This window comes from Algoriphagus faecimaris (genome assembly GCF_900101705.1).
GTDB lineage: Bacteria > Bacteroidota > Bacteroidia > Cytophagales > Cyclobacteriaceae > Algoriphagus > Algoriphagus faecimaris.
Genome location: NZ_FNAC01000023.1, coordinates 45,080 through 66,278 on the forward strand (window position 1 = coordinate 45,080; position 21,199 = coordinate 66,278).

The following is a 21,199-nucleotide window of genomic DNA, read 5'->3' on the forward strand; positions in this document are numbered from 1 at the left end:
AATGGATGCTTTTCTTTTTTTATCCTACAGATTTCTCCCACATTCCGCTGTAATTGAAAAAAGCTGACATAATCCATTCAGCCTTCAATAACGCCCTGAAAAAAACAGGGGTAGCTTTTGGGTTAAAGATTTTTTAACTTATAACTTCTTCTTTAACTCGATCTAATGGAAACTATCAATTTTCAACTCAATAAGACATCTCATTCAGTAACTGTAGATCCTGAAGAGCCACTTTTATATATTTTACGAGAAGAGTTTGGGCTGAACGGTGCCAAGTTCGGCTGTGGACTGCATCAGTGTGGTGCATGCATGGTGCTTGTCGATGGTAAAGCTCAATTCACTTGCCGTAGACCCTGTAAAGACTTTAAAAGCAAAAATATCGAGACCATAGAAGGTCTAGAAAATGAAAATCATCTTCATCCTGTTCAAGAGGCATTTATTGAGACCCAAGCAGCACAATGCGGCTATTGTCTGAATGGAATGTTGATCGCCACCGTAGGTCTTTTGCGAGAAAATCCAAATCCCAGTGAGGAGCAAATCAGAGCCTCACTTCAAACAGTACTATGCAGATGTGGTACCCACTCCCGTTTTTTCAAGGCTGTTCAACTTGCTGCCAAAAAAATTCAATAGTCCATGTCCCTATCCATCCATAGAAGAAATTTTCTTAAAACCTCAGGGCAACTCCTGATTGGGTTCAATCTTTTTCCTCTGATTCAGTGTAATCCTAAAGAAGACCCTAATCCTAAATTGCTATACGATGGCATTCCTGAGAGACCTCATGCAGGTCGTGATATCATCGATTCTTGGATAAGGCTCGATGCAAGCGGTCATGTAACTGTACTCACCGGGAAGCAGGAATTGGGACAGGGAATCCGAACGGCTCTGCTTCAAATTGCAGCAGAAGAACTTGAAGTACCTTTTGAAATTTGTCATATCATCAATGGAGATACAGGGCAAACTGCCAATGAAGGCTATACTGCCGGCAGCAACTCGGTAGAGGGAAGTGGAACCGCCATCCGACAAGCTGCCGCTAACGCAAAACGGGTTTTGATCAGAGAGGCATCCAAAAAATGGAATATATCTGAAGATCAAATAAAAGTTAAATCAGGAAACTTAACTGGCCCCCAAAACCAAAAAATCAGCTACTGGGATTTATTGGAAGGGAGATTTATAGAGGAAAAGGTAAATGACCAAGCCCCTTTTAAAGACCCGAAAACTCATCAAATCGTAGGAAAATCCATCCCAAGGGCCGACATCGAAAACTTGGTTAGAGGTAATGCGCATTTTGTCCATGATCTCCGGCTTCCCGGTATGCTCCATGCAAGAGTCCTTCATCCTCCAGTTTACGGTTCCATGCTTCGAAAACTGAACACTAATGAAATTCTAAAGATCGATGGAGTCAAAAAAGTAATCATCGATGGAAGCTTCGTGGCAATTGTTGCTCGAAGAGAATATCAGGCTGTCAAAGCATGGCAAAAAGCCAAAGAATTGGCGGAATGGGAAAAAAGTGAAATTTCGGTTGATCCATCTGCGCTCTTTGAGCACATGGAACAAACCTCCCAAAATCCGGTAGAGGTAGAATCCAAAGGAAATAGTTCGGACGTTTTAAGCCGGTCCTCCAAAAAAATCTCTGCTATCTACCAAAAACCCTATCACATACATGGTTCTATGGGTACAGGTTGTGCCGTGGCAAAATGGGAAAACGGGAACCTGACGGTTTGGTCTCCGACTCAGGGTGTCTATCCTTTACAAAATACGCTGGCAGATTTATTGAATTTAGAAAAAGAATCCATTCGCTGTATCGGAATGCCAGGCTCAGGTTGTTATGGACACAATAGCGCCGATGATGTCTCGGCAGAAGCGTCTTTAATCGCCAAACAAATACCAGATATCCCAGTTCGTCTCCAATGGATGCGGGAAGACGAGCATCAGTGGGAACCTTATGGCACGGCCATGCAAGTAAAACTGGAGGCAGCTGTAGATGAGAAAGGAAATATTATCGCTTGGAACAGTCACATCTGGTCGGATGCACACAGTACCCGACCCAATGGACGAGCCGGTCACTACATTTCGGCAAGGCACCTGGAAAACCCTTTTGAATTTGAAAAAAGTGGTTTTTCAGGAGGTTCCTATCGCAATGCTCCTCCACTTTATGACATTCCCCATGTCCAAATCCTGCTGTCAAATTACGACGGACCTTTACGAACTTCTGCCTTGAGGAGCTTAGGCGCTTATGGGAATATTTTTGCCTTGGAATGTTTTATGGATGAACTGACCCAACTAGCCAATCAGGATCCTTTTGACTTTCGAATCAACAATCTGAAAGACCAACGTGCAATTGCAGTTTTGGAAAAGCTCAAAACTGAAACCAACTGGAACGAAAAATCTTTGAATGAAAAATCTACTTTTGGAATCGCCTTTGCCAAGTATAAAAATTCAGCTTCTTATTTCGCAGTATTGGCTGAAATCGAACCTGCTTCTGATTCCAAGAAGTTTCGCTTAAAAAAACTAACGGGTGTAATCGAGTCAGGCCAATGCATTAATCCAGACGGACTCAAAAACCAAACTGAAGGTGGAATGATTCAGTCTGCCAGTTGGACCATTTTGGAACAAGTTAAATTTGACTCGGAAGGGATTCAAAGCAAGGACTGGAGTTCTTATCCGATTTTGAGAGCCAATTCCATTCCCGAAATCGAGGTGCACATCATCAATCGGCCAGAAGAAAAACCACTTGGCGCCGGGGAAGCAGCCCAAGGCCCAGTCGCCGCTGCGATTGTCAATGCCCTTTCCTCAGCTTTGGGTAGGCGGGTCAGAAAACTGCCCTTGAAGGAGTACTTCGAGGCATAAAAAAAGTGGCCACCTTTCGGTAGCCACTTTCAATTTATTGCCTTAGCGTCTGAGAAATTACTTCTTTCCGCCTTCCATTTTCTCTTTCAATTCTGCCAAAGCATCCAAATCACCTAAGGTAGATTTTTCAGCAGGAGAATTATCAGCAGCATCTTCTTTCTTCTTCGCTGGCTTCTTAGGAGCTGGCGCAGGCTTCACATCCTCACGGAAGATAGCCGTATGGGAAAGAACAATTCGCTTGTCATCCTTGGAGAATTCCATCACTTTGAAGTCAAGCGATTCGCCTACTTCTACTTGTGAACCGTCAGCTTTCTCCAAGTTTTTAGAAGTAGCAAATCCTTCTAATCCGTAAGGCAGCTCAAGTACAGCACCTTTATCGTTTTTAGAAACTACAGTACACTTGTGATCAGAACCGATTGGGAATACAGTTTCGAAAGTATCCCAAGGATTCTCTTCCAACTGCTTGTGACCAAGAGCCAATCTTCTGTTGTCTACGTCAAGCTCAAGAACAGCTACTTCTAGCTCATCTCCTACTTTCACAAACTCAGATGGATGCTTGATTTTCTTAGTCCAAGAAAGGTCAGATACGTGAACCAATCCGTCGATTCCCTCTTCCAATTCTAGGAAAAGACCAAAGTTGGTCAAGTTTCTTACCACGCCTTTGTGCTTGGTACCTACGGAATATTTAGTAGACATATCGCCCTTAGTCCATGGATCTTCGGTCAATTGCTTGATTCCTAAAGACATCTTACGATCATCCTTATCCAAAGTTAAGACTACAGCTTCGATTTCGTCACCCACTTTAACAAAGTCGGCTGGATTTCTCAAGTGTTGAGACCAGCTCATTTCAGAAACGTGGATCAAACCTTCTACTCCAGGAGCCAATTCTAGGAAGGCACCGTAGTCAGCTACATTGACGATCTTGCCTTGTACTCTTGATCCCACTTCCAAATTGGAAGCCAAGGAATCCCAAGGATGAGCTGTCAATTGCTTCATACCTAAAGAAATTCTCTTCTTGTCTTCGTCGAAGTCCAATACCACGATCTGAACCTTCTGATCCAACTCGAGTACTTCCTCCGGATGGTTGATACGTCCCCAAGAGATATCGGTAATGTGAAGCAATCCATCCACACCACCCAAATCGATGAATACACCGAAGTTGGTCATGTTCTTGATTACGCCTTCCAACACCTGACCTTTTTCCAGGTTGTTGAGGATTTCCGCTTTTTGCTTCTCTAGGTCTTTTTCTATCAAGACTTTGTGAGAAACGACTACGTTATCGTTAGCGTGGTTGATTTTCACCACTTTCACTTCCATTTTCTTACCTACATAGATATCAAAATCTCTGATAGGCTTCACGTCAATTTGAGAACCTGGCAAGAAGGCTTCTACACCGTAGATATCTACGATCAAACCACCTTTAGTTCTACGCTTCACTAGACCTTCGATCACGCTGTCATTTTCGAAAGCGCTTTCGATATCCTGCCAAGCTTTGACGATTTTTGCTTTTTTACGGGAAAGGATTAATTGACCGAGTGCATTTTCCTGCTCTTCGATAAATACTTCCACTTCATCCCCAGGCTTGATTGATTCCAGATCACGGAATTCACTGATAGGAACTAATCCGTCGGATTTGAAGCCGATGTTGATGATCACGTCCTTCTCGTTCACACCTACTACGGTACCTTTGATCACTTCTTTTTCTGTGATCTCATTCAATGTACCTTCGTACATGGCGGCCATCTGCTCTCGCTGATCTTTAGAATAGCCTTCTCCGAATCCTTTGGTTTCGAAGTTTTCCCAGTTAAAATCTTCTTTGTTAGACATAATAAGTAAATGACCCTGAAAATCCCGGCTGTTTCCGGGTCATGAAACAGTGGTTTTTTAGTTGTAAATCAATGCTTTAGAACATTCTAAAACATGCCGCTCACCCGAACGGACTGCAAAGGTACTGATTTTCTGTAATTTCAAGAAAGCTGTGTTGAAAAATATGATCTTCCGTAGTCGTACGCATGGTAAAACCTTCTTTCCACATCAGATGAAATGTCTTAGCGCTACACCAAAAAAATTCACCTTAGACTAACTACCTGTGCAAGATAAAGAGTAAGTCCACCGATTTAACATTCAAACTACTAAAAACCCAATAGAATTAATCCAAGCAAAGGGGCGAGGCCTTTAAAAAAATAGAGCTTCTTGTTGTCTATATGGGTATTCTATTTGTGGAAGTTCTATTTTTGAACTGAAAAAAAGCCCCATCAAGATTTTATTCTTGTGGGGCTTTGCAAGCAAAGAGTGAAAGGATTATTACGAACCCAAAAATAAGTAATTTTCGGAATGATTAAGCTATTTCAATGGATTTATACCATTTATTCAGCACTTTTATTTATAGCTTTAATGCTGGTATTTGGAGTATTTATCGTTTTGCCGATCCTGCTTTCAGACAAAGGAGACCGAATTTCTTTTATTTTTATTAGGTTTTGGGCTGGAATATGGTCTTTTCTCTCTGGCATTCACTTTCAAATAGAAGGACGAGAACACATCGATTTAAAGAGGACCTATATTTATATCTTCAACCACCGCTCCTTTATCGATGCCCCTGTAATCCCGATGGCCATTCCCCAGGTACTTCGAGCTTTGGGTAAAAAAGAATTATCCAAAATTCCATTTTTTGGCTGGGTGGTTGGCAAGCTGGCCATTTGGGTAGATCGAACGTCTACCGAATCGAGAAAAGAAAGCATCAAAAAACTGGTGAATATCCTTTCCCAAGGTAAATCTGTTGTAGTAGCTCCTGAAGGCACCCGAAACGACAGTTCGGAGACTTTACTCCCCTTTCACAAAGGCGCCTTTAGATTGGCTGTAGAAACAAAAATTCCCGTGCTCCCCATGGCTGTCATAGGAGCAGATCGAATCATGAGGCGTGGGTCTATTTTGCTTCGTCCGGGAAAGGTGCGGATTTATTTTTCAGAAGCAATCAATCCTCCCTCCCCATCCGAAAATGCGGTAAATCAATTTGCGGATAAATGCCGCGGCAGACTAGAGGCTATGATTCTGACTCATGAGTGAAGATGGGGCTATCCCCGGAAGTATCTTCATCCAAAAGATCCCCACTTAAATCCTCAAACGCTGCATAGACCATCATGTAACTAGCAGGAATCGTGATGAGTAACCCCACTAAGAGAAACAAGGCCCCGACAAGATTGATCACTAAGAGAAGCAATAGAAAGAGGAAAAAACGCCACCAGATTTTAGTAATCAATTTGCGGCTAAGCTCCATAGCTGTCCAGAATTCGAAGCCTCCAAATATCACCAATGGCATCGCAAAACTGTAAGCCACTCCCAAATAAATCCCGGGAAGAATCAAAAATATCAATCCCACTATAGTGAACAAGCCAGTGATTAGGCTCACCACTACCACCGGAAACCAGAACTTGAATCCCTCAAAACTATCGGAAAACTCAATATTGTCATCTCTCGATATTCGATTGCCCAGCAAATAGTAACCCGCTGTGAGTGCAGGCCCCACCAATAAGCTGAAAATGGTCGAAAAGTCTTCAAACAAAAAGGAAACCCCACCAGACAGCCCCACTACTAAAATCGTGTAGATGACCAAAATAGCAGGCTCCGCTTTGAAGAGTTCCCAGCCTCGTTTCAGCGCTTTATCTATATCAAAATAGATGGGTTTGTTGAGGATTTCCTCAATTTTTCGCGGATCTTTCAAAATTCTATTAATTGGTGAATGCCTCTAAAATATCGTGTTTGGTGATGATATGAGTTTGCCCTTTGCCATCTCGTACAAGTACAGCTTTCTCTTTCTCTATCATCGAAGACAGCACGTCTAGGGTACTATTTCCAGCCACAAAAGTCATGGAAGATTCCATCACATCCTCCACTGAAGCGTCTTTTAAACTTGGGTTTTCGATAATTTTACTGAGCAACTTGGTATCAGTGACACTTCCAACTACTTCATCTCCATCAAGCACAGGAATCTGAGACACACTAGTCTTATTCATTAATGCGATCGCTTCTTTAACTGCATCATTTTTCTTTACCGAAATCAAAGAATAATTCGACGGGCGCTTCGCTATAATATCACGGGCAGTGGAGTAAGTTTTATCTTCTAAGAATCCATGATTGCGCATCCAGTCGTCATTGTACACTTTGCCAAGGTAGCGGGTACCATGATCCGGTAAAATAATGACCATCTGATCACCTTCTTTAAGATTTTCTCTGGCCCACTCTAGTGCTCCATGAACTGCAGAGCCGCATGACCAGCCAACAAATAGGCCTTCTTCCCTCGCCAAGCGACGGGTCATTACAGCGGCATCTTTATCAGTCACTTTTACAAAGTGATCAATGACATCAAAATTTACATTCTTGGGCAAAATATCCTCACCGATTCCCTCAGTCAAGTAGGGGTAAACTTCTTTTTCGTCAAAAACACCTGTCTCTTTATATTTCTTAAAAACCGAACCATAGGTATCAATTCCGACGGTGATAATGTCTGGGTTTTGCTCCTTCAAAAAAGTAGCCGTCCCGCACATAGAACCTCCAGTACCTACACCAGCTGCATAATGAGTGATTTTGCCATCCGTATCCTTCCAGATTTCTGGACCCGTCGTCTCATAATGAGCAGCGGTATTGGAAAGGTTGTCGTATTGATTGGGGTAAAAGGAATTGGGAATATCTGCATTAAGTTTACGGGCAACCGAATAGTATGACCGTGGGTCTTCAGGAGACACATTGGTCGGGCAGACGATCACTTCAGCCCCGACCGCTTTGAGAATATCGATTTTTTCCTTGGACTGTTTATCGGCCATAGTAAAAATACACTTGTATCCTTTTGCTACCGCCGCTAGGGCCAATCCCATTCCCGTATTTCCTGATGTCCCCTCGATGATGGTACCTCCCGGCTTTAATAATCCTGCCTTTTCAGCATCCTCCACCATTTTTATAGCCATTCTATCTTTCATGGAGTTTCCTGGATTAAAGTATTCTACTTTGACCAGTACATCTCCTTTGATGTCTTTAGCTACCTTGTTTAATCGGATCATCGGGGTATTACCGATGGTTTCTATGATGGAGTTGTAAATCATGAGCTGTTATACTGTTATATTTGGTTGGTCAAAATTAAAGGATTTTTCTTGACTGCTTGACCCCTAACGAAGAAAACAAAATAAAATTTGGGCTAAAACGCTTTACTGATTTAGGTTTTTCTAAAGAGAAAAAGGACTAAACTTCTTTAAATTCCAGCTTTTTCAAGACATCTAATACCACATGAATCAAAATTGCGGAGATAAATCCCATTCCGAGAACAAGGACCAGAAGTACCCACACAAACTGCTTCAAAATAATAAAAATAGCCACTGCAAAAATCAGCGTCGGTATAATCCCAAAAAGGAAAACCCCTCCGATTAAGAGCGGTTTGATCAGCTTTTTGTCCCAACTTTCTTCCAATGCGATTTGAGGGATCAGATTTATAGCTAGCCCGATAAGGTAGGAGATCAAAATAGCGGCTGTAAACAGCGGAATCACCAAAAGATGCAAATCTGCAATCAAAACAGACGGGACCACCATCGCTACTGCAAAAAGCAGAATCTGAATGAGGTCCAGTTTGATCACATTCCAGAATTTGGCTGACCAACTTGCTGGGATCAGAAAAAAGTATGGCTTTTTCAGGTCCCCCACTGAAGTCCTACCAATACCTGCCAGAAAATAAAACCCCAAAAGGCCAATAAGATAGAAGTTGAGAACCTTGTGGGTAAACCAATCAAATCGGGAGAAAACAGCCAAACCAACCCCCAAACCGACCAAAACTAAGCTGTAAACTCCAAAAAGGGGATGAAAATCTTGACGACTTGCATGCACATAGCCCCGCCAGTAAAATGCTTTTGCTCCAACTCCAAAATCCGAAAGTGCCAACTGCTTTTTTGCATTGAGGCTAAAAGCACCTTCAGAGGTTTCTTTTTTTCCTTTGACTTTATCTCGCTGCTCCTCATTGGTTTTGGTTGCCTCCAATACATCTTCATAATAATAGCCCGAAAACTGTATTACCAAACGAACAATTGCATAATAAGCCAGGACATACAGGCCTAGAAATGCACTCGCCAAAAGTACATTGCCATGAAAAATAAAAGTCATCATTCCTCTACTCCATCCCACAAAAGGAAAGAGGTCAAACCAAGGCGAAGCAATCCAAGAAAACATTCCCTGCCAAAACTTGTCTGCCATTAATCCCGGTATCAAAACCAATAGACCCAACAGAACAGCCATGACTACCACTCCATTTTTCATGGCTTCCATCAAATCGTATTTGGTGTGAAGAGTATAAACCAAAAACCGAATAGGAGAAAGTAAAAAGAAAAACAAGGCAAAACTTAACAGCAAAAAGAAGAGATTAAGCGGCGTAAAATCAAATGTACCAGCCATTTGACTTGCACCATACACCAAAAAGATAATACTACCGCCCAAGGAAGGTAAAATAGACCTCGCCATGTAATAAATTAATATATTTTGGGGCTTTGCCGGACTTGTAAATAAATAATTCACATCTGCCATCGTAAAAAAACTCACGTTTTTCTTAGTGGCTCTAAAGAGTTGATAAATAAAAAAAATCAAAACCAGTACGGTGATCCCGCCAATTATATTTTGCGCAGCAAAATCAACTTCCGGCAATCCATCCGATCCGAGCTCGGGTAGTGACACCTCATCCTTATTTCTGTCCTTGATCCGCATGGTGTAGATAAAGATGAAATAAGCAAGCATTCCCCCATAAGGAAGAAGACGAAGTGGGTTTTTTAGAATTAAAAGGAGATTGTTTTTCAGGACAAATAAATCCTTTCTAAACAGCAGCTTAATCTCTTGCATCTTTGGTCAATTCTAAAAATATATCCTCCAAACTTTCATTTTCTGGACTCACAAATTGTCGCTTGAGATTGGCTATGGTATCATTGCCAAGTATTTTCCCATCTTTCATGATCATAATCCGATCAGCTATCGTCTCCACTGAATCAATCAAGTGTGTACTGACTAAAATGGTTTTCCCTGCTTCTTTGAGATTGGCAAAAATCCGCTTGGTATTTTTGATGGCTTTAGGATCCAATCCAATCATGGGCTCATCAAAAAATAAAACTTTCGGGTCCGGGAGAAGCGCACAGCAGATAGACACTTTCTGCCTCATCCCTTTAGACAAATCTCTTCCCAGTTTATCGGCTTTATCTATGAGATCATAAGTATCCAAAAGTTGTTCCCCTTTTTCTTTCCAATCCGTGACACCATAGGCTTGAGCTATAAATTGCAAATGCTCCCTCACGGTCAGCAAATCATATACATAAGGCGTCTCGGGGATATAACTAAAAAACCGCTTAGCCTCCACTGATAAGTGATCGTGGCCGCCGATTGTAATCTCTCCGGAAGTCTTGCGCAGCAATCCCACGATGCATTTCATGGTAGTACTTTTTCCCGCACCGTTGGGTCCCAAAAGTCCTACTACCTCACCGCCATCTAATGAAAAAGAAACGTCATCGACAGCTAAGTGCTTCCCATATTTTTTGATTAGGTTTTTTACTTGAAGCATGAAAAGTGTATTTTTTGCTAAAACTAAATGACTTATGGGTAAGTTTGTAATAAATGGAATCTTTTTTGAACAGGAAAAACAATAAACCCCTATTACCATGAAAAAGCCTATCCTATTATTTACCTTATTCCTTATCAGTACTATCGGATTTTCTCAGCAAGCTGGTAAGTTTCGATTCGGGATGGATTTTGGTCCTGCTCTTCCAAAAGGCGGCGGGATAGGTGCATTGGTTAATCTAGAACCTAAAATCAACTTGGCAAACAACCTCAATTTGGGTATTCGAATGGGAATTGCAGCCTTGGCAAAAGATGTAACCATAACAACATTGAATGATAATTATGAAGGAGAAGTTTCTGCGAATGTTTCCGCTAGTGGCACACTTGATTATTATTTCAATAATGGCGGAAGCAACTTTGCTCCTTTTATAGGTGCGGGTTTTGGGTACTATGCCCTCAGCGCAGTAGAAGTAGATGCTACGACTATTGATAATACTGATGTGGGAGATTTGGAAGCGACTTTTGAATGGGCTCCAATGGTCCGAGCGGGAGTCGAACTAGGAAAGTTTAGGCTTGGAGCGGAATACAATTTTGTACCAAACAGTAATTTACAAGACCCTTCAGGCCAAGTCATTGGTGAAGCCGTCAATCAATATTTTGGATTTACCCTTGGGTTTTACATGGGTGGCGGCAGATGGAGAGGTATCTAAAAAAGGAAAAGTTTTAGACTAAAAATTCTTTAGAACACAAAAAAGCGGCTGTCGAACTAGGAAAGACAGCCGCTTTTTTTGAGGCTATATCTAATTTTTGGCACCAGCCAGCAAATACAATACTGCCATACGGACTGCAACTCCATTCTGAACCTGCTCCAAAATAATAGCATGGTTCGAATCCGCCACATCGGAGGAGAGTTCCACACCTCGATTGATCGGTCCCGGATGCATGATCACAATTTCCTTATCGAGTTGCTGAAGGAGTTTTTTATTGATCCCATAATACAAGGAGTATTCACGTAAACTGGGGAAATATTTGATTTGCTGACGCTCGAGCTGAATACGGAGCACATTGGCGACGTCACACCATTGCAGTGCTTTTTTGACATCGAGTTCCACTTTGACCCCAAGACTTTCGATATACTTAGGAATCAATGTAATGGGCCCACAGACCATCACTTCGGCGCCCATTTTTTGCAGGCAGAAAATATTGGAAAGCGCAACTCGAGAATGCAAAATATCTCCAATAATGGCAACTTTTTTACCTTCTAGGCTACCTAATTTTTCTCGAATAGAATAAGCATCTAGCAAGGCTTGCGTAGGGTGCTCATGGGTACCGTCTCCGGCATTGACTATATTGGCCTTGACATTTCTGGCCAAAAAATGTGGGGCTCCCGGACTGCTGTGTCTCATCACTACCATATCGACTTTCATCGAAAGGATATTATTGACCGTATCGACCAAAGTCTCCCCTTTTTTTACAGAACTATTGCTTGAGGAAAAGTTTATCACATCAGCCGAAAGTCTTTTCTCTGCCAATTCGAAAGAAAGTCGAGTTCGCGTAGAATTTTCAAAAAACACATTGGCAATAGTAATATCCCTGAGAGAAGGCACCTTTTTGATCGGGCGATTGATCACCTCTTTGAAGTTCTCAGCGGTGTCCAATATTAGCTGTATATCCTCTGCGCTGAGGTCTTTGATTCCAAGTAGGTGGCGGGAACTGAGTTGAGACATGGTTTAATTTTTGACTTTCTCTGTGATCCAAACTGCATCCTTTTCCTGTCCCTGCGCGGCCCATTCTACGACTACATACTGAGATTCAAGGGTATTGACTCGAATACCAAAATAGTCAGGCATGATGGGATAATCGCGGGTAAGTTTTCGATCCACCAGTACCATGAGTTCGACTTTTTGCGGACGGCCAAAAGCAATCATCGCGTCCATTGCTGCACGTACGCTTCGGCCTTTGTAGAGCACATCATCTACAAGAATGACATTTTTCCCTTCAACCAGAAAATCAATTTTCGTTTCATTGGCTTTCAGAGGGAAATCTCTTCTCCTGAAGTCATCTCTGTGAAAAGTAGCATCTAGATAGCCGAAAGGGATTTTTTTACCCGAAATTCTCTCAAGAACAGGGGCCAAATGATCCAATAGAATTACCCCTCTTGGTTGAAGCCCCAAAAGTACCGTATTCTCAAAATCATGGTGGTTTTCGATCAATTGATGGCAAAATCGCTGCAGGATAATGCTGATTTGTTCTTGATCTAAGACTAGCCTTTTTTGCATGGGTTGGATTTGCGGGTAAATATAAAAATAAATTCTACTTCAGTTTCTCTTCAGGCTCATACAAATCCCCCGCAAACAAAACTTTGGTCACAAAATATACGTCCCGACTAGCGCCTGAGCCGTTTTCTTTTTGATAGCGGATTTTTTGAGTACCCGATAGTAGGAAATATCGGTCGTACCAATGCACGAGTTGGAGTGTTTCTCGATTGGTCTGCGAGATCCGCTCATTTTCATTCGTTAGTTTGATATCAAACTCAAGATTGTCAAACACTTTCTCTCCATCCTTGAAGTAGGCCAGCATAATCTTATCCTCTCTCACATAAGCATGGTAGAGTTCATCATCGACTTTTGCCATTTCTCCAAAAGGCACCTGATACCTCGTCTGCATATTGTCAAAGGAGGCCGCATTATCCCAGAGAACTTGACCCTCTTTTCCAAACTGTACAAAATGTGCTGAAAGGTAGGAAAACTCCGTATCGACTTGAAAGCCCGAAACAGGGTTAGTCGCAGAATTCAAAAAGAATAAATCATTGGCACTTGCCATCCCCGGACGTGTCCATCTATCACTTCGGTACAGATTCATGGGAGAATTAATCCCCCTGAAGTTAGTTCTTGTGGTGATGATATCATAATGATCAAAATACACCAACAAACCCTCTGGTGAATCGACTATGGCTCTGATCGCATAATTATTGCGGATAGTTGGCACCTTGCCTTTATTTACATTTCTGTCTATCTCTCGATCCTTTCTGGCCTTAGCTCTCTCATCAAGGTAATTGTAAAAATTGGGAAAATCCTCCAAGGTATAAATCCTATCCTCATACTCTCCAAACTCATTGATATCCAACACATACATCCCCTGGTAAGAATCACGTCGATCCAACCCATAAGCCCCTACCATCATTTGTCTGTAGCCCTCTGATGAAAAAAGGAAGGCATTCATGATCTCTTGACCTTGCTCACCAAACTGTTCCACCTTGACTTCCCTCAGCAGGTTACCACTTAAGTCATAGGTATTAATGCTAATCTCCCGCTCCCGATACTTCCCTTTTCTACTTAAGACCACCTCAAACGACTCAATTTCTTCCCGCTTTCTTACTTGCAGAATCTGTGTATCATTCCCATAAATCCCTTGCAAAGTATGGGTCGATTTATCATCCAAATCATATACTTGAATCACCGGACGGGTATCTGGCATTCCCATGACAATCACACTGCGACCTTGGACCAAAAACTCATTTAACTCCATTTCCAAGAGATTGCCTAATGTATATTCAAATCCTTTTTTATCGTTGAGATTGATTTGGAGTACATATTTATTGGCTCCCACGGTTCTTCCTCTTTGAAAAAGCACAAAAAGGTATTCCTTATCTGTGTCGTATCCGACCATGTCATATCCATCTTTTACAGGAAGTTCGATCAAGCCCTCTGATTCGAGGTCTTCGTTGGAGACGAAGTATTGAAAGGTTCTTTTATTGAATTGACCTTTTTGGGGCAAAGTCCGAAATGACACCAAACCAAAGGCAGAAGGCACCATCTCAAATAAGGGATCAAAGTAATCCGACTCAACTTCATATCGAGACAAAAATTTCACTTGAGACTGTGCCGGCAAATAGAGAAACAAACAAAATAAAAAGGGGACGAAATATTTCATTGGGCCATTTTGATCAATAGTTCAAATTCTTCTTTGCTCACCGGCAAAACGGAGAGGCGGGATTGCTTCAGCATAGGTAATTGAGAAAGCCTTTCCTCTGCTTTGATTGCAGCAAGACTCACTGAAGATTTAAGTTTTTTGACAGCTTTCAAATCTACGGCAACCCAATCTTCGGCATTAGGCTCTGGATAGGCCTCAGTAGACACCTCTGCCAGTCCTACCACTGCTTTTTCTTTACCACTATGATAAAAAAGCACCTGATCTTTGAGCTTCATTTCCTTTAAATAGTTTCTTGCTTGATAATTCCGAACACCATCCCAGATATCGACACCTTTCTCCTCAAAATCCTCCCAAGAATACGAATTAGGTTCACTTTTTACCATCCAATAATTACGATTCATAAACTTTTACGTTTTCTATCTTTGAAAATATAAACCTACCAAGGTCACCAACGCCTTTCTAAAGGCAGGAATTTAAGATAGATTTTTAAACTTTAAATTGAAACAATAATTCTGCACATTTGTCTCCATTAAAGCCTAAAATAGTAAAGTTTTGGACCACAAGACCATTTTAAAAAAAATCAAGCTCTGCATACAACTGATGGAGCTTCACGACGAAAACCCTTTTAAAATCCGCAGCTATCAGTCTGCCCTCAATTCCCTTGAGCGGGGAGATGCGGACATCATGAGTCTGAGTGAGCAGGAATTGAGCAAAACCCCAGGCGTGGGAAAAAGTATTCTCGAGGCTATTCTCTCTCTGAAGGCTTCTGAGTCTTTTCCCCAACTCGACCAACTGATCGAAAAAACTCCCCAGGGAATCCTCGAAGTGCTTCAAATAAAAGGCTTGGGACCTAAAAAAGTAAAAACCCTGTGGGAAGAATTGGGAATCACATCGACACATGAACTGATGGAGGCTTGTCAAAGTGGCAAAGTAGCCAAAATCAAAGGTTTTGGTGAAAAAACGCAAGAAACCATCATTCAAAATCTAGAATTCAAAGCTTCCAACGCCGGGAAATGGCTATATGCAGACATAGAGGAAGTGATCGAACAGCTGAGTAAAATACTCGAGGAGCAGATTTCTGATGCCGAAGTAAAAGTGGTGGGGGAATTCGCCCGCAAAATGGAAATCATTTCTACCGCGGAATGGCTGATAGGTTCGGATGCACTTTTTGCAAAAAAGAAACAGATTAAAGCTGTAGAAAACTTTGAGGTAGACCTCAAAAGCTCTGGGCCACTATGCCTACGGGGTAAGATAAAAGATCTGGATTTAAATTTTGCCGTTCACTTTTGCGAGCTGAAAGAATTTGCGGCAAAGCACTACAGTTTGAGTGCCTCTCCCCTACACTTGCAGACTTTGATCGATGAGCAAGAGACAGTCGCAGACAAGCTGATGAAAAATGGTTTTAAGGATGATACCGAATTTTTCAACCAAAATAATCTCCAATACATCCCTATCGAAATGCGAGAAGGATTTGATGAAATCAGCCTAGCCAAAGAGGCTAAGATTCCCCAACTTTTGGAAGAAAAAGACCTCAAGGGGATTTTGCACAATCACTCCACCTATAGCGACGGAAAACATAGCCTTCGGCAAATGGCCGAATACTGTAAAGAGTTGGGCTATGAATACTTGGGTATTTCGGATCACTCGAGGACAGCTAGCTACGCGGGCGGGCTGGAGATCGAGAAAGTTCTCAAACAACACGAAGAGATAGACACTCTCAATCAAGAACTTGCCCCTTTCCGGATTTTCAAAGGAATCGAGAGCGATATACTTGGAGATGGCAGCCTGGATTATCCCGAGGAAATTCTTTCCAAGTTTGACTTTATCGTCTCCTCAGTTCACTCCATCCTGAATATGGATATTACTCGAGCCACAAATCGCCTGCTCACTGCGATCAAAAACCCCTATACCACCATCCTTGGTCATCCGACAGGTAGGCTTTTGCTCCGAAGAGAAGGTTATCCCATCGATCACAAAACAATCATCGATGCCTGTGCTGAGCATAATGTAGTGATCGAAATCAACGCTAACCCCTGGCGCTTAGATTTGGATTGGAGATGGGTTCGCTATGCTATGGAAAAAGGCGTGAAACTAGCCATCAACCCCGATGCACATGAAATGGAAGGCTATGCGGACATGAAGTACGGAGTCTTAGTGGGAAGAAAAGGAGGCTTAACTTCCCATTTGACATTAAATGCCATGAACCGAGAAGAAATTACTCAATATTTCGAAAACCGAAAGGCTAAAATCAAGCAAACAAATTAAACATGTGATATAAATTTCAGTTACCTACCCAAACAAACCCAAATCCAAATAGTATGAACAAAATCAATTCTCTTATCCTTGTATTTGCAATGGTCATTTTTGGAAGCTTCTCAGCCATGGCTCAGATCCAAGCTCCCGCATTGAGTCCTGCAGCGAGTGTTTCCCAGATTGTCGGATTCACCAAAATCAGCATCGACTACTCCTCTCCTGCCGTAAAGGGAAGAAAAATCTTCGGTGAAATCGAAAAATACGATGTCACTTGGAGAGCCGGTGCCAATGCCCAAACGATTATCGAATTCAGTACTCCTGTCAGCATCGGAGGCAAAACTCTTAGAGCTGGTAAATACTCTATATTCATGACTCCTGCAGAAAGTGGCGATTGGACCGTTCACTTGAATAGCAAAGCCGCTTCAGTTTTTGCCTACATGAAAGAAGGGAAAATTGACGAAGAAGCGGTTGCCAAAGATGATGCAATTGCGTTGAAAGGTACCACCGAAAGAGGAGGAAATACGGAACGTCTTCAGTACCATATTTCCGCTGAAGATAATAAAATAGCCAAGGTGACCATGGCATGGGAAGGGGTAAAGGTCTCCTTTATGATAGACACACTCGTAGATCAAAAAATGGAACAGTTTAAGAGTCAGTTTTAAGGTCCAACCGATTTCTCTTTCCAAAATCCCAGCTAAAACGGCTGGGATTTTTGTTTTTATGCCTTTGCTATCGATAGCTTTACAATAGAGACCAAATCAAAAATTATGACACCTATCCTCAAAGCAGAAGAACTTAAAAAGATCAGTGCTATATCAAATTTTATCCTAGTAGATGCCAGAAACAGTACTGATCCCAAAGCGCTCTTTGAGCAGGGCCACCTGAAGGGAGCAGTTTTTGTAGATCCAAACCTGGAATTGGCAGCTATCAAAGCAAACTTGGCGGATGGAGGTCGGCATCCGCTACCCAATGTTTCTGACTTTTGTTTTGTTTTGGGGAATTTGGGAATTGAGCCCAATACGCATGTGGTAGTTTACGATGATCAAAACGGGGCGAATTCAGCTTCAAGATTTTGGTGGATGCTTCGGGCTTTGGGACATGATCGGGTGCAGGTTTTAGAAGGTGGCATTCAAGCGGCTATAGAAAAAGAATTCCCCTTGGAAAAAGGAAAATCAAAACCATCTCCAACATCCGCCTATCCTGGAGAAAAATGGAAACTTCCCATAGTCACAATGGCCGAAGTGGAAGAAAAAGTAGGGGAAAATGGAACCGTAGTCATCGATGTCCGATCTGCTGAGCGATACCGGGGCGAGCAAGAGCCCATCGATCTAATTGCTGGCCATATTCCGGGAGCTATCAATATCCCCCTCACAGAAAACATGGATACGAATGGCCGATTTTTAAATCCCGAGAAATTAAAATCGAAATATGAATCTTATTTAAATGAAAATGAAGAAGTGATTGTGCACTGTGGTTCCGGAGTTTCGGTCTGTCACACCCTGCTGGCCATGGACTATGCTGGACTAAAGATCCCCAAACTCTTCGTAGGTTCATGGAGTGAATGGAGTAGAAACAATAAACCGATTGGCAAAACAGAAAAACCGTGATTTTTAAGAGAAAGTCCATCAAAGTCAAGCGACCTCAAACCCCCTCCGAAGAGCCTGCCAATGCCCTTTCGCATGGTTTGGGGTTGATTTTGGCTTTGGTGGGTATTCCTTTTTTGCTGCTTAAATCCTTCTCTGAGGGTTCGCTGGCGTTTTTTATTACCAATCTCGCATTTTCCCTAGGAATCTTAATGGTTTACAGTTTCTCTACTGCCTACCATGCAGCAATCCGTCCAAAGAGGAAAGCTCAACTTCAGATTTGGGATCATATTTCGATTTATTTCCTGATAGCAGGCTCTTACAGTCCTATGCTATGGACTATATTAGATACTAAGCAGGCTTATATTTTCCTTTCTGTAATATGGATCTCGGTTTTTATTGGCACTTTTTTCAAAGTCTTTTTCACTGGAAAGTTCAAAACTCTTTCGGTCATCATATATCTCACAATGGGTTGGTTGGCCTTGTTTTTCCTTAACGATTTGATTGAAAAACTCAGCTTTTCGCAGCTTCTTTGGATCGGTGCAGGCGGGCTTTCGTACACTATCGGAGTATATTTTTATGTAAAAAGCGATAAGCTTTATTACCATACCATTTGGCACATGTTTGTTTTAGGAGGTACTATCGCTCATTTTATTGCCATTTCCCTACTGATCTAATTCAAAAAAAGAATTTCCCATTGGTCAAAAATTAGAATTCTTTTGACAATACTTTTTTACCTTAATAAGACCCAAAACTATGAATATGAGGCCCCTATCACCCCAACCAATACAGCGATTGGTTTCGCTGGACGTGTACCGTGGATTGACGATGTTTCTTTTGGTAGCTGAGGCTGCGTTGGTTTATGATGCTTTGTTGGAGATGTTTCCTGAGGAGCACAGTCTTCATCGGCTTTTTTTACAATTCACCCATCATCCATGGAATGGACTGCGCTTTTGGGATTTGATTCAGCCCTTTTTCATGTTTATCGTGGGTGTGGCAATGCCATTTTCCTTAAACAAACGAATTGCGCTTTCTGAGGACAGAACTAAAGTAACCTTTCATATTTTGAAGCGGTGTTTTTTCTTGTTTTTGTTTGGTACTGGCCTACACTGTGTGTATTCCGGCAAAATGGTCTTAGAACTCTGGAATGTACTGACGCAGCTTTCCTTCACGATTCTAATCACCTATTTTTTATTGACCAAAGATTGGAAAATCCAACTTGGAGTTTCTTTGGGACTTTTGGCTTTGACCGAAATCCTCTACCGAGTTTATCATCCGGAAGCACCTTTTGAGCATGGTTCCAATTTTGGAAATTATACTGATCAACTCCTCATGGGGAAAATCAACGCTGGAGGTTGGGTGGCCATCAATGCGATCCCGACAACTGCTCATACGATCTGGGGAGCCATGTGTGGAAATCTACTGCTATCAGACAATCCTGCTACAAAAAAAATAAAGGTAATTGCCTTAGCTGGTTTGACCGGATTGATCTTAGGCTTTGGATTGGACTTTTCCGATATCACACCGATTATCAAGCGGATCAGCACTGTCTCCTTTGTATTTGCTTCTGGGGGTTGGGCATTGCTGGCATTAGCTTTTTTTTATTGGTGGGTAGATATCAAAAATCGAAGAAAGGGCATATTCCCCTTTTTGATCGTGGGAATGAATTCCATTTTTATCTACCTCTTTGCTGAATTGCTAGGTAGCTGGATGAATAAAACGGTAGGCATTTTTACAGACGGAGCTTTTAGCTGGATGGGAATCGAAGAGGCGAGTTTATTCCTCATTGCTTCATTAGGAGCTCTAGCCGCAATGTGGGGTTTATGCTATTTTCTGTATAGAAAGGGGATTTTCTTTAGAATCTGAAGATAAGCAGATCAAAAAAACCTCCTAAGGAGTCACCCCTAGGAGGAATAAATTCGAAATTACTTATCGGCTTTCGGACTCCTCAAAAACTCCCAGAATCCACATCATTGATAAACTGAATCACCCCCGGAAAAAAATGCTCCGGATCATCATATTGGCTAAGATGGCTGCCATTGGGACAAAGCAAAAAGCGGCCATTGGCTACTTCAGTTGACATCCACTCCATGTGCGCAGGATCCATGGTATCATGAGTACCGCCCACTACCAGTGTCGGCACGGTGATCGTTTTCAATTGATCTCTCACATCCCAACCTCGCAGACTAGCGCCCGGAGTAATACCAAATTCACTGTAGCCCTGCATGTAAACATATACATTGGGATTGACCTGAGACATCATCCGGTTGATCTCTTCCGGCCATTCATCAGGAGCCATCCGAAGGACATGCTGTGGGTAATGATACTCTCCAAGCAACTCCATGTAGCGAGGGTTTTCAAAATCCATGTTCCTTTCCATTTCCATCACTTCTGCAAAGACCTCTGCCGGCATTTGGGGACCAAGTACTTCCTTGGCGTATTTCTCATATTCATCCAAGCTGGACATCATATTACAGATAATCAATCCCTTGAGTTTGTCTTGATGCTTAAATGCATATTCCATTCCGAGCATTCCTCCCCAAGATTGACCAAGTAGGTAAAAATTATCCTCATTCAACCCCAAAGCCGTTCTAACCTGCTCTACTTCATCTACAAATCGCTCAATTGTCCACAGCGTAGAATCTTCAGGTTGATCAGAGTGAGCAGAACCCAACTGATCATACCAAATAAACTCGATATCCTCTCCTGGAAAATACTCGTCGAAATTACCATACTGCTCATGAGTCATTCCCGGACCTCCATGCAAAAGGAGTACTTTTTTTGTGGGATTATCTCCTACACGCTTGGTAAAAACCTCAAAATCTCCACTTGGTGTAGTGATCGGTATCATCCGAACCCCATCATCCGATACTTCTACTGTTTCTTCGAACCGAACATCGTCATTTTGATCCTTTGATTGGCAAGAAAATAATACCCCAAGGATACCGATGAAAAGTAAATTGATTTTGTTCATAGCTTGTAGTTGTTTGCAATAATTTAAGTTAGCTCAAATA

19 protein-coding genes are annotated in these 21,199 nt (G+C 42.0%); 9 read left to right on the plus strand and 10 right to left on the minus strand.

Translation table 11 applies throughout. The features are described from left to right. The first annotated feature begins 165 nt into the window (after positions 1-165). Entirely contained in the window at positions 166-630 is a 465-nt protein-coding gene (locus tag BLQ57_RS12760; RefSeq protein WP_087940256.1) for a (2Fe-2S)-binding protein, read from the plus strand. A gap of 3 nt (positions 631-633) precedes the next feature. Further along, positions 634-2,847 (plus strand): xanthine dehydrogenase family protein molybdopterin-binding subunit, encoded by a 2,214-nt coding sequence (locus BLQ57_RS12765; RefSeq protein WP_087940257.1) that lies wholly within the window; start codon positions 634-636, stop codon positions 2,845-2,847. A 57-nt stretch (positions 2,848-2,904) separates the two neighbouring features. On the opposite strand, the gene rpsA is transcribed toward BLQ57_RS12765, so the two are convergent. Continuing rightward, positions 2,905-4,674: a 30S ribosomal protein S1 gene (gene rpsA / locus BLQ57_RS12770; RefSeq protein ID WP_087940258.1), complete on the minus strand. Its 1,770-nt coding sequence runs from the start codon at positions 4,672-4,674 to the stop codon at positions 2,905-2,907. Between the two features lie 507 nt (positions 4,675-5,181). Between rpsA and BLQ57_RS12775 the strand changes: the two genes are divergently transcribed. Next, positions 5,182-5,910 carry a lysophospholipid acyltransferase family protein gene (locus tag BLQ57_RS12775; protein WP_317042231.1) on the plus strand — a complete coding sequence of 243 codons (729 nt, stop codon included), beginning with the start codon at positions 5,182-5,184 and terminating at the stop codon, positions 5,908-5,910. Here the strand turns inward: BLQ57_RS12775 and BLQ57_RS12780 are convergent. From BLQ57_RS12780 to BLQ57_RS12795, 4 genes are all read right to left on the minus strand, one after another. Further along, entirely contained in the window at positions 5,888-6,565 is a 678-nt protein-coding gene (locus tag BLQ57_RS12780) for a DUF2189 domain-containing protein (protein ID WP_087940259.1), read from the minus strand. The genes BLQ57_RS12775 and BLQ57_RS12780 overlap by 23 nt on opposite strands. A gap of 7 nt (positions 6,566-6,572) precedes the next feature. Further along, positions 6,573-7,940, minus strand: a complete 1,368-nt coding sequence (locus tag BLQ57_RS12785; protein WP_087940260.1) for a pyridoxal-phosphate dependent enzyme — start codon at positions 7,938-7,940, stop codon at positions 6,573-6,575. Between the two features lie 136 nt (positions 7,941-8,076). Continuing rightward, positions 8,077-9,711: a putative ABC exporter domain-containing protein gene (locus BLQ57_RS12790; protein ID WP_087940261.1), complete on the minus strand. Its 1,635-nt coding sequence runs from the start codon at positions 9,709-9,711 to the stop codon at positions 8,077-8,079. Then, complete coding sequence (locus tag BLQ57_RS12795) at positions 9,698-10,420, minus strand: ABC transporter ATP-binding protein (RefSeq protein ID WP_087940262.1); 723 nt, start codon at positions 10,418-10,420, stop codon at positions 9,698-9,700. Before BLQ57_RS12795 ends, BLQ57_RS12790 begins: the two co-directional genes overlap by 14 nt. Positions 10,421-10,517: 97 nt before the next feature. Between BLQ57_RS12795 and BLQ57_RS12800 the strand changes: the two genes are divergently transcribed. Next, on the plus strand, positions 10,518-11,126 hold the full coding sequence (locus BLQ57_RS12800; protein WP_087940263.1) for a hypothetical protein: 609 nt from the start codon (positions 10,518-10,520) through the stop codon (positions 11,124-11,126). A gap of 90 nt (positions 11,127-11,216) precedes the next feature. Here BLQ57_RS12800 and BLQ57_RS12805 read toward each other — a convergent pair whose 3' ends face one another. The 4 genes from BLQ57_RS12805 to BLQ57_RS12820 are packed head-to-tail and all read right to left on the minus strand — an operon-like array spanning position 11,217 to position 14,750. Further along, positions 11,217-12,143, minus strand: coding sequence for an aspartate carbamoyltransferase catalytic subunit (locus BLQ57_RS12805; RefSeq protein WP_087940264.1), 927 nt, complete (start codon positions 12,141-12,143; stop codon positions 11,217-11,219). 3 nt (positions 12,144-12,146) lie between these two features. Next, on the minus strand, positions 12,147-12,695 hold the full coding sequence (gene pyrR, locus BLQ57_RS12810) for a bifunctional pyr operon transcriptional regulator/uracil phosphoribosyltransferase PyrR (RefSeq protein ID WP_087940265.1): 549 nt from the start codon (positions 12,693-12,695) through the stop codon (positions 12,147-12,149). Between the two features lie 34 nt (positions 12,696-12,729). Next, positions 12,730-14,349, minus strand: a complete 1,620-nt coding sequence (locus tag BLQ57_RS12815) for a hypothetical protein (RefSeq protein WP_087940266.1) — start codon at positions 14,347-14,349, stop codon at positions 12,730-12,732. Then, on the minus strand, positions 14,346-14,750 hold the full coding sequence (locus tag BLQ57_RS12820) for an EVE domain-containing protein (RefSeq protein WP_087940267.1): 405 nt from the start codon (positions 14,748-14,750) through the stop codon (positions 14,346-14,348). Before BLQ57_RS12820 ends, BLQ57_RS12815 begins: the two co-directional genes overlap by 4 nt. Before the next feature lie 151 nt (positions 14,751-14,901). Between BLQ57_RS12820 and BLQ57_RS12825 the strand changes: the two genes are divergently transcribed. The 5 genes from BLQ57_RS12825 (at position 14,902) to BLQ57_RS12845 (ending at position 20,051) form a co-directional block, all read left to right on the plus strand. Beyond that, entirely contained in the window at positions 14,902-16,614 is a 1,713-nt protein-coding gene (locus tag BLQ57_RS12825; RefSeq protein WP_449353810.1) for a DNA polymerase/3'-5' exonuclease PolX, read from the plus strand. 53 nt (positions 16,615-16,667) lie between these two features. Then, positions 16,668-17,264 (plus strand): DUF2911 domain-containing protein, encoded by a 597-nt coding sequence (locus BLQ57_RS12830; protein WP_087940269.1) that lies wholly within the window; start codon positions 16,668-16,670, stop codon positions 17,262-17,264. Between the two features lie 105 nt (positions 17,265-17,369). Continuing rightward, entirely contained in the window at positions 17,370-18,209 is an 840-nt protein-coding gene (locus BLQ57_RS12835; RefSeq protein ID WP_087940270.1) for a sulfurtransferase, read from the plus strand. Then, complete coding sequence (gene trhA, locus BLQ57_RS12840; RefSeq protein ID WP_087940271.1) at positions 18,206-18,862, plus strand: PAQR family membrane homeostasis protein TrhA; 657 nt, start codon at positions 18,206-18,208, stop codon at positions 18,860-18,862. Before BLQ57_RS12835 ends, trhA begins: the two co-directional genes overlap by 4 nt. A 79-nt stretch (positions 18,863-18,941) precedes the next feature. Next, the gene (locus BLQ57_RS12845) at positions 18,942-20,051 is read left to right on the plus strand and encodes an acyltransferase family protein (protein ID WP_087940272.1); all 1,110 of its coding nucleotides are present in this window, start codon (positions 18,942-18,944) and stop codon (positions 20,049-20,051) included. Positions 20,052-20,133: 82 nt separating this feature from the next. Here the strand turns inward: BLQ57_RS12845 and BLQ57_RS12850 are convergent, their stop codons facing one another. Beyond that, positions 20,134-21,159: a proline iminopeptidase-family hydrolase gene (locus BLQ57_RS12850; RefSeq protein WP_087940273.1), complete on the minus strand. Its 1,026-nt coding sequence runs from the start codon at positions 21,157-21,159 to the stop codon at positions 20,134-20,136. Positions 21,160-21,199: the final 40 nt, after the last annotated feature.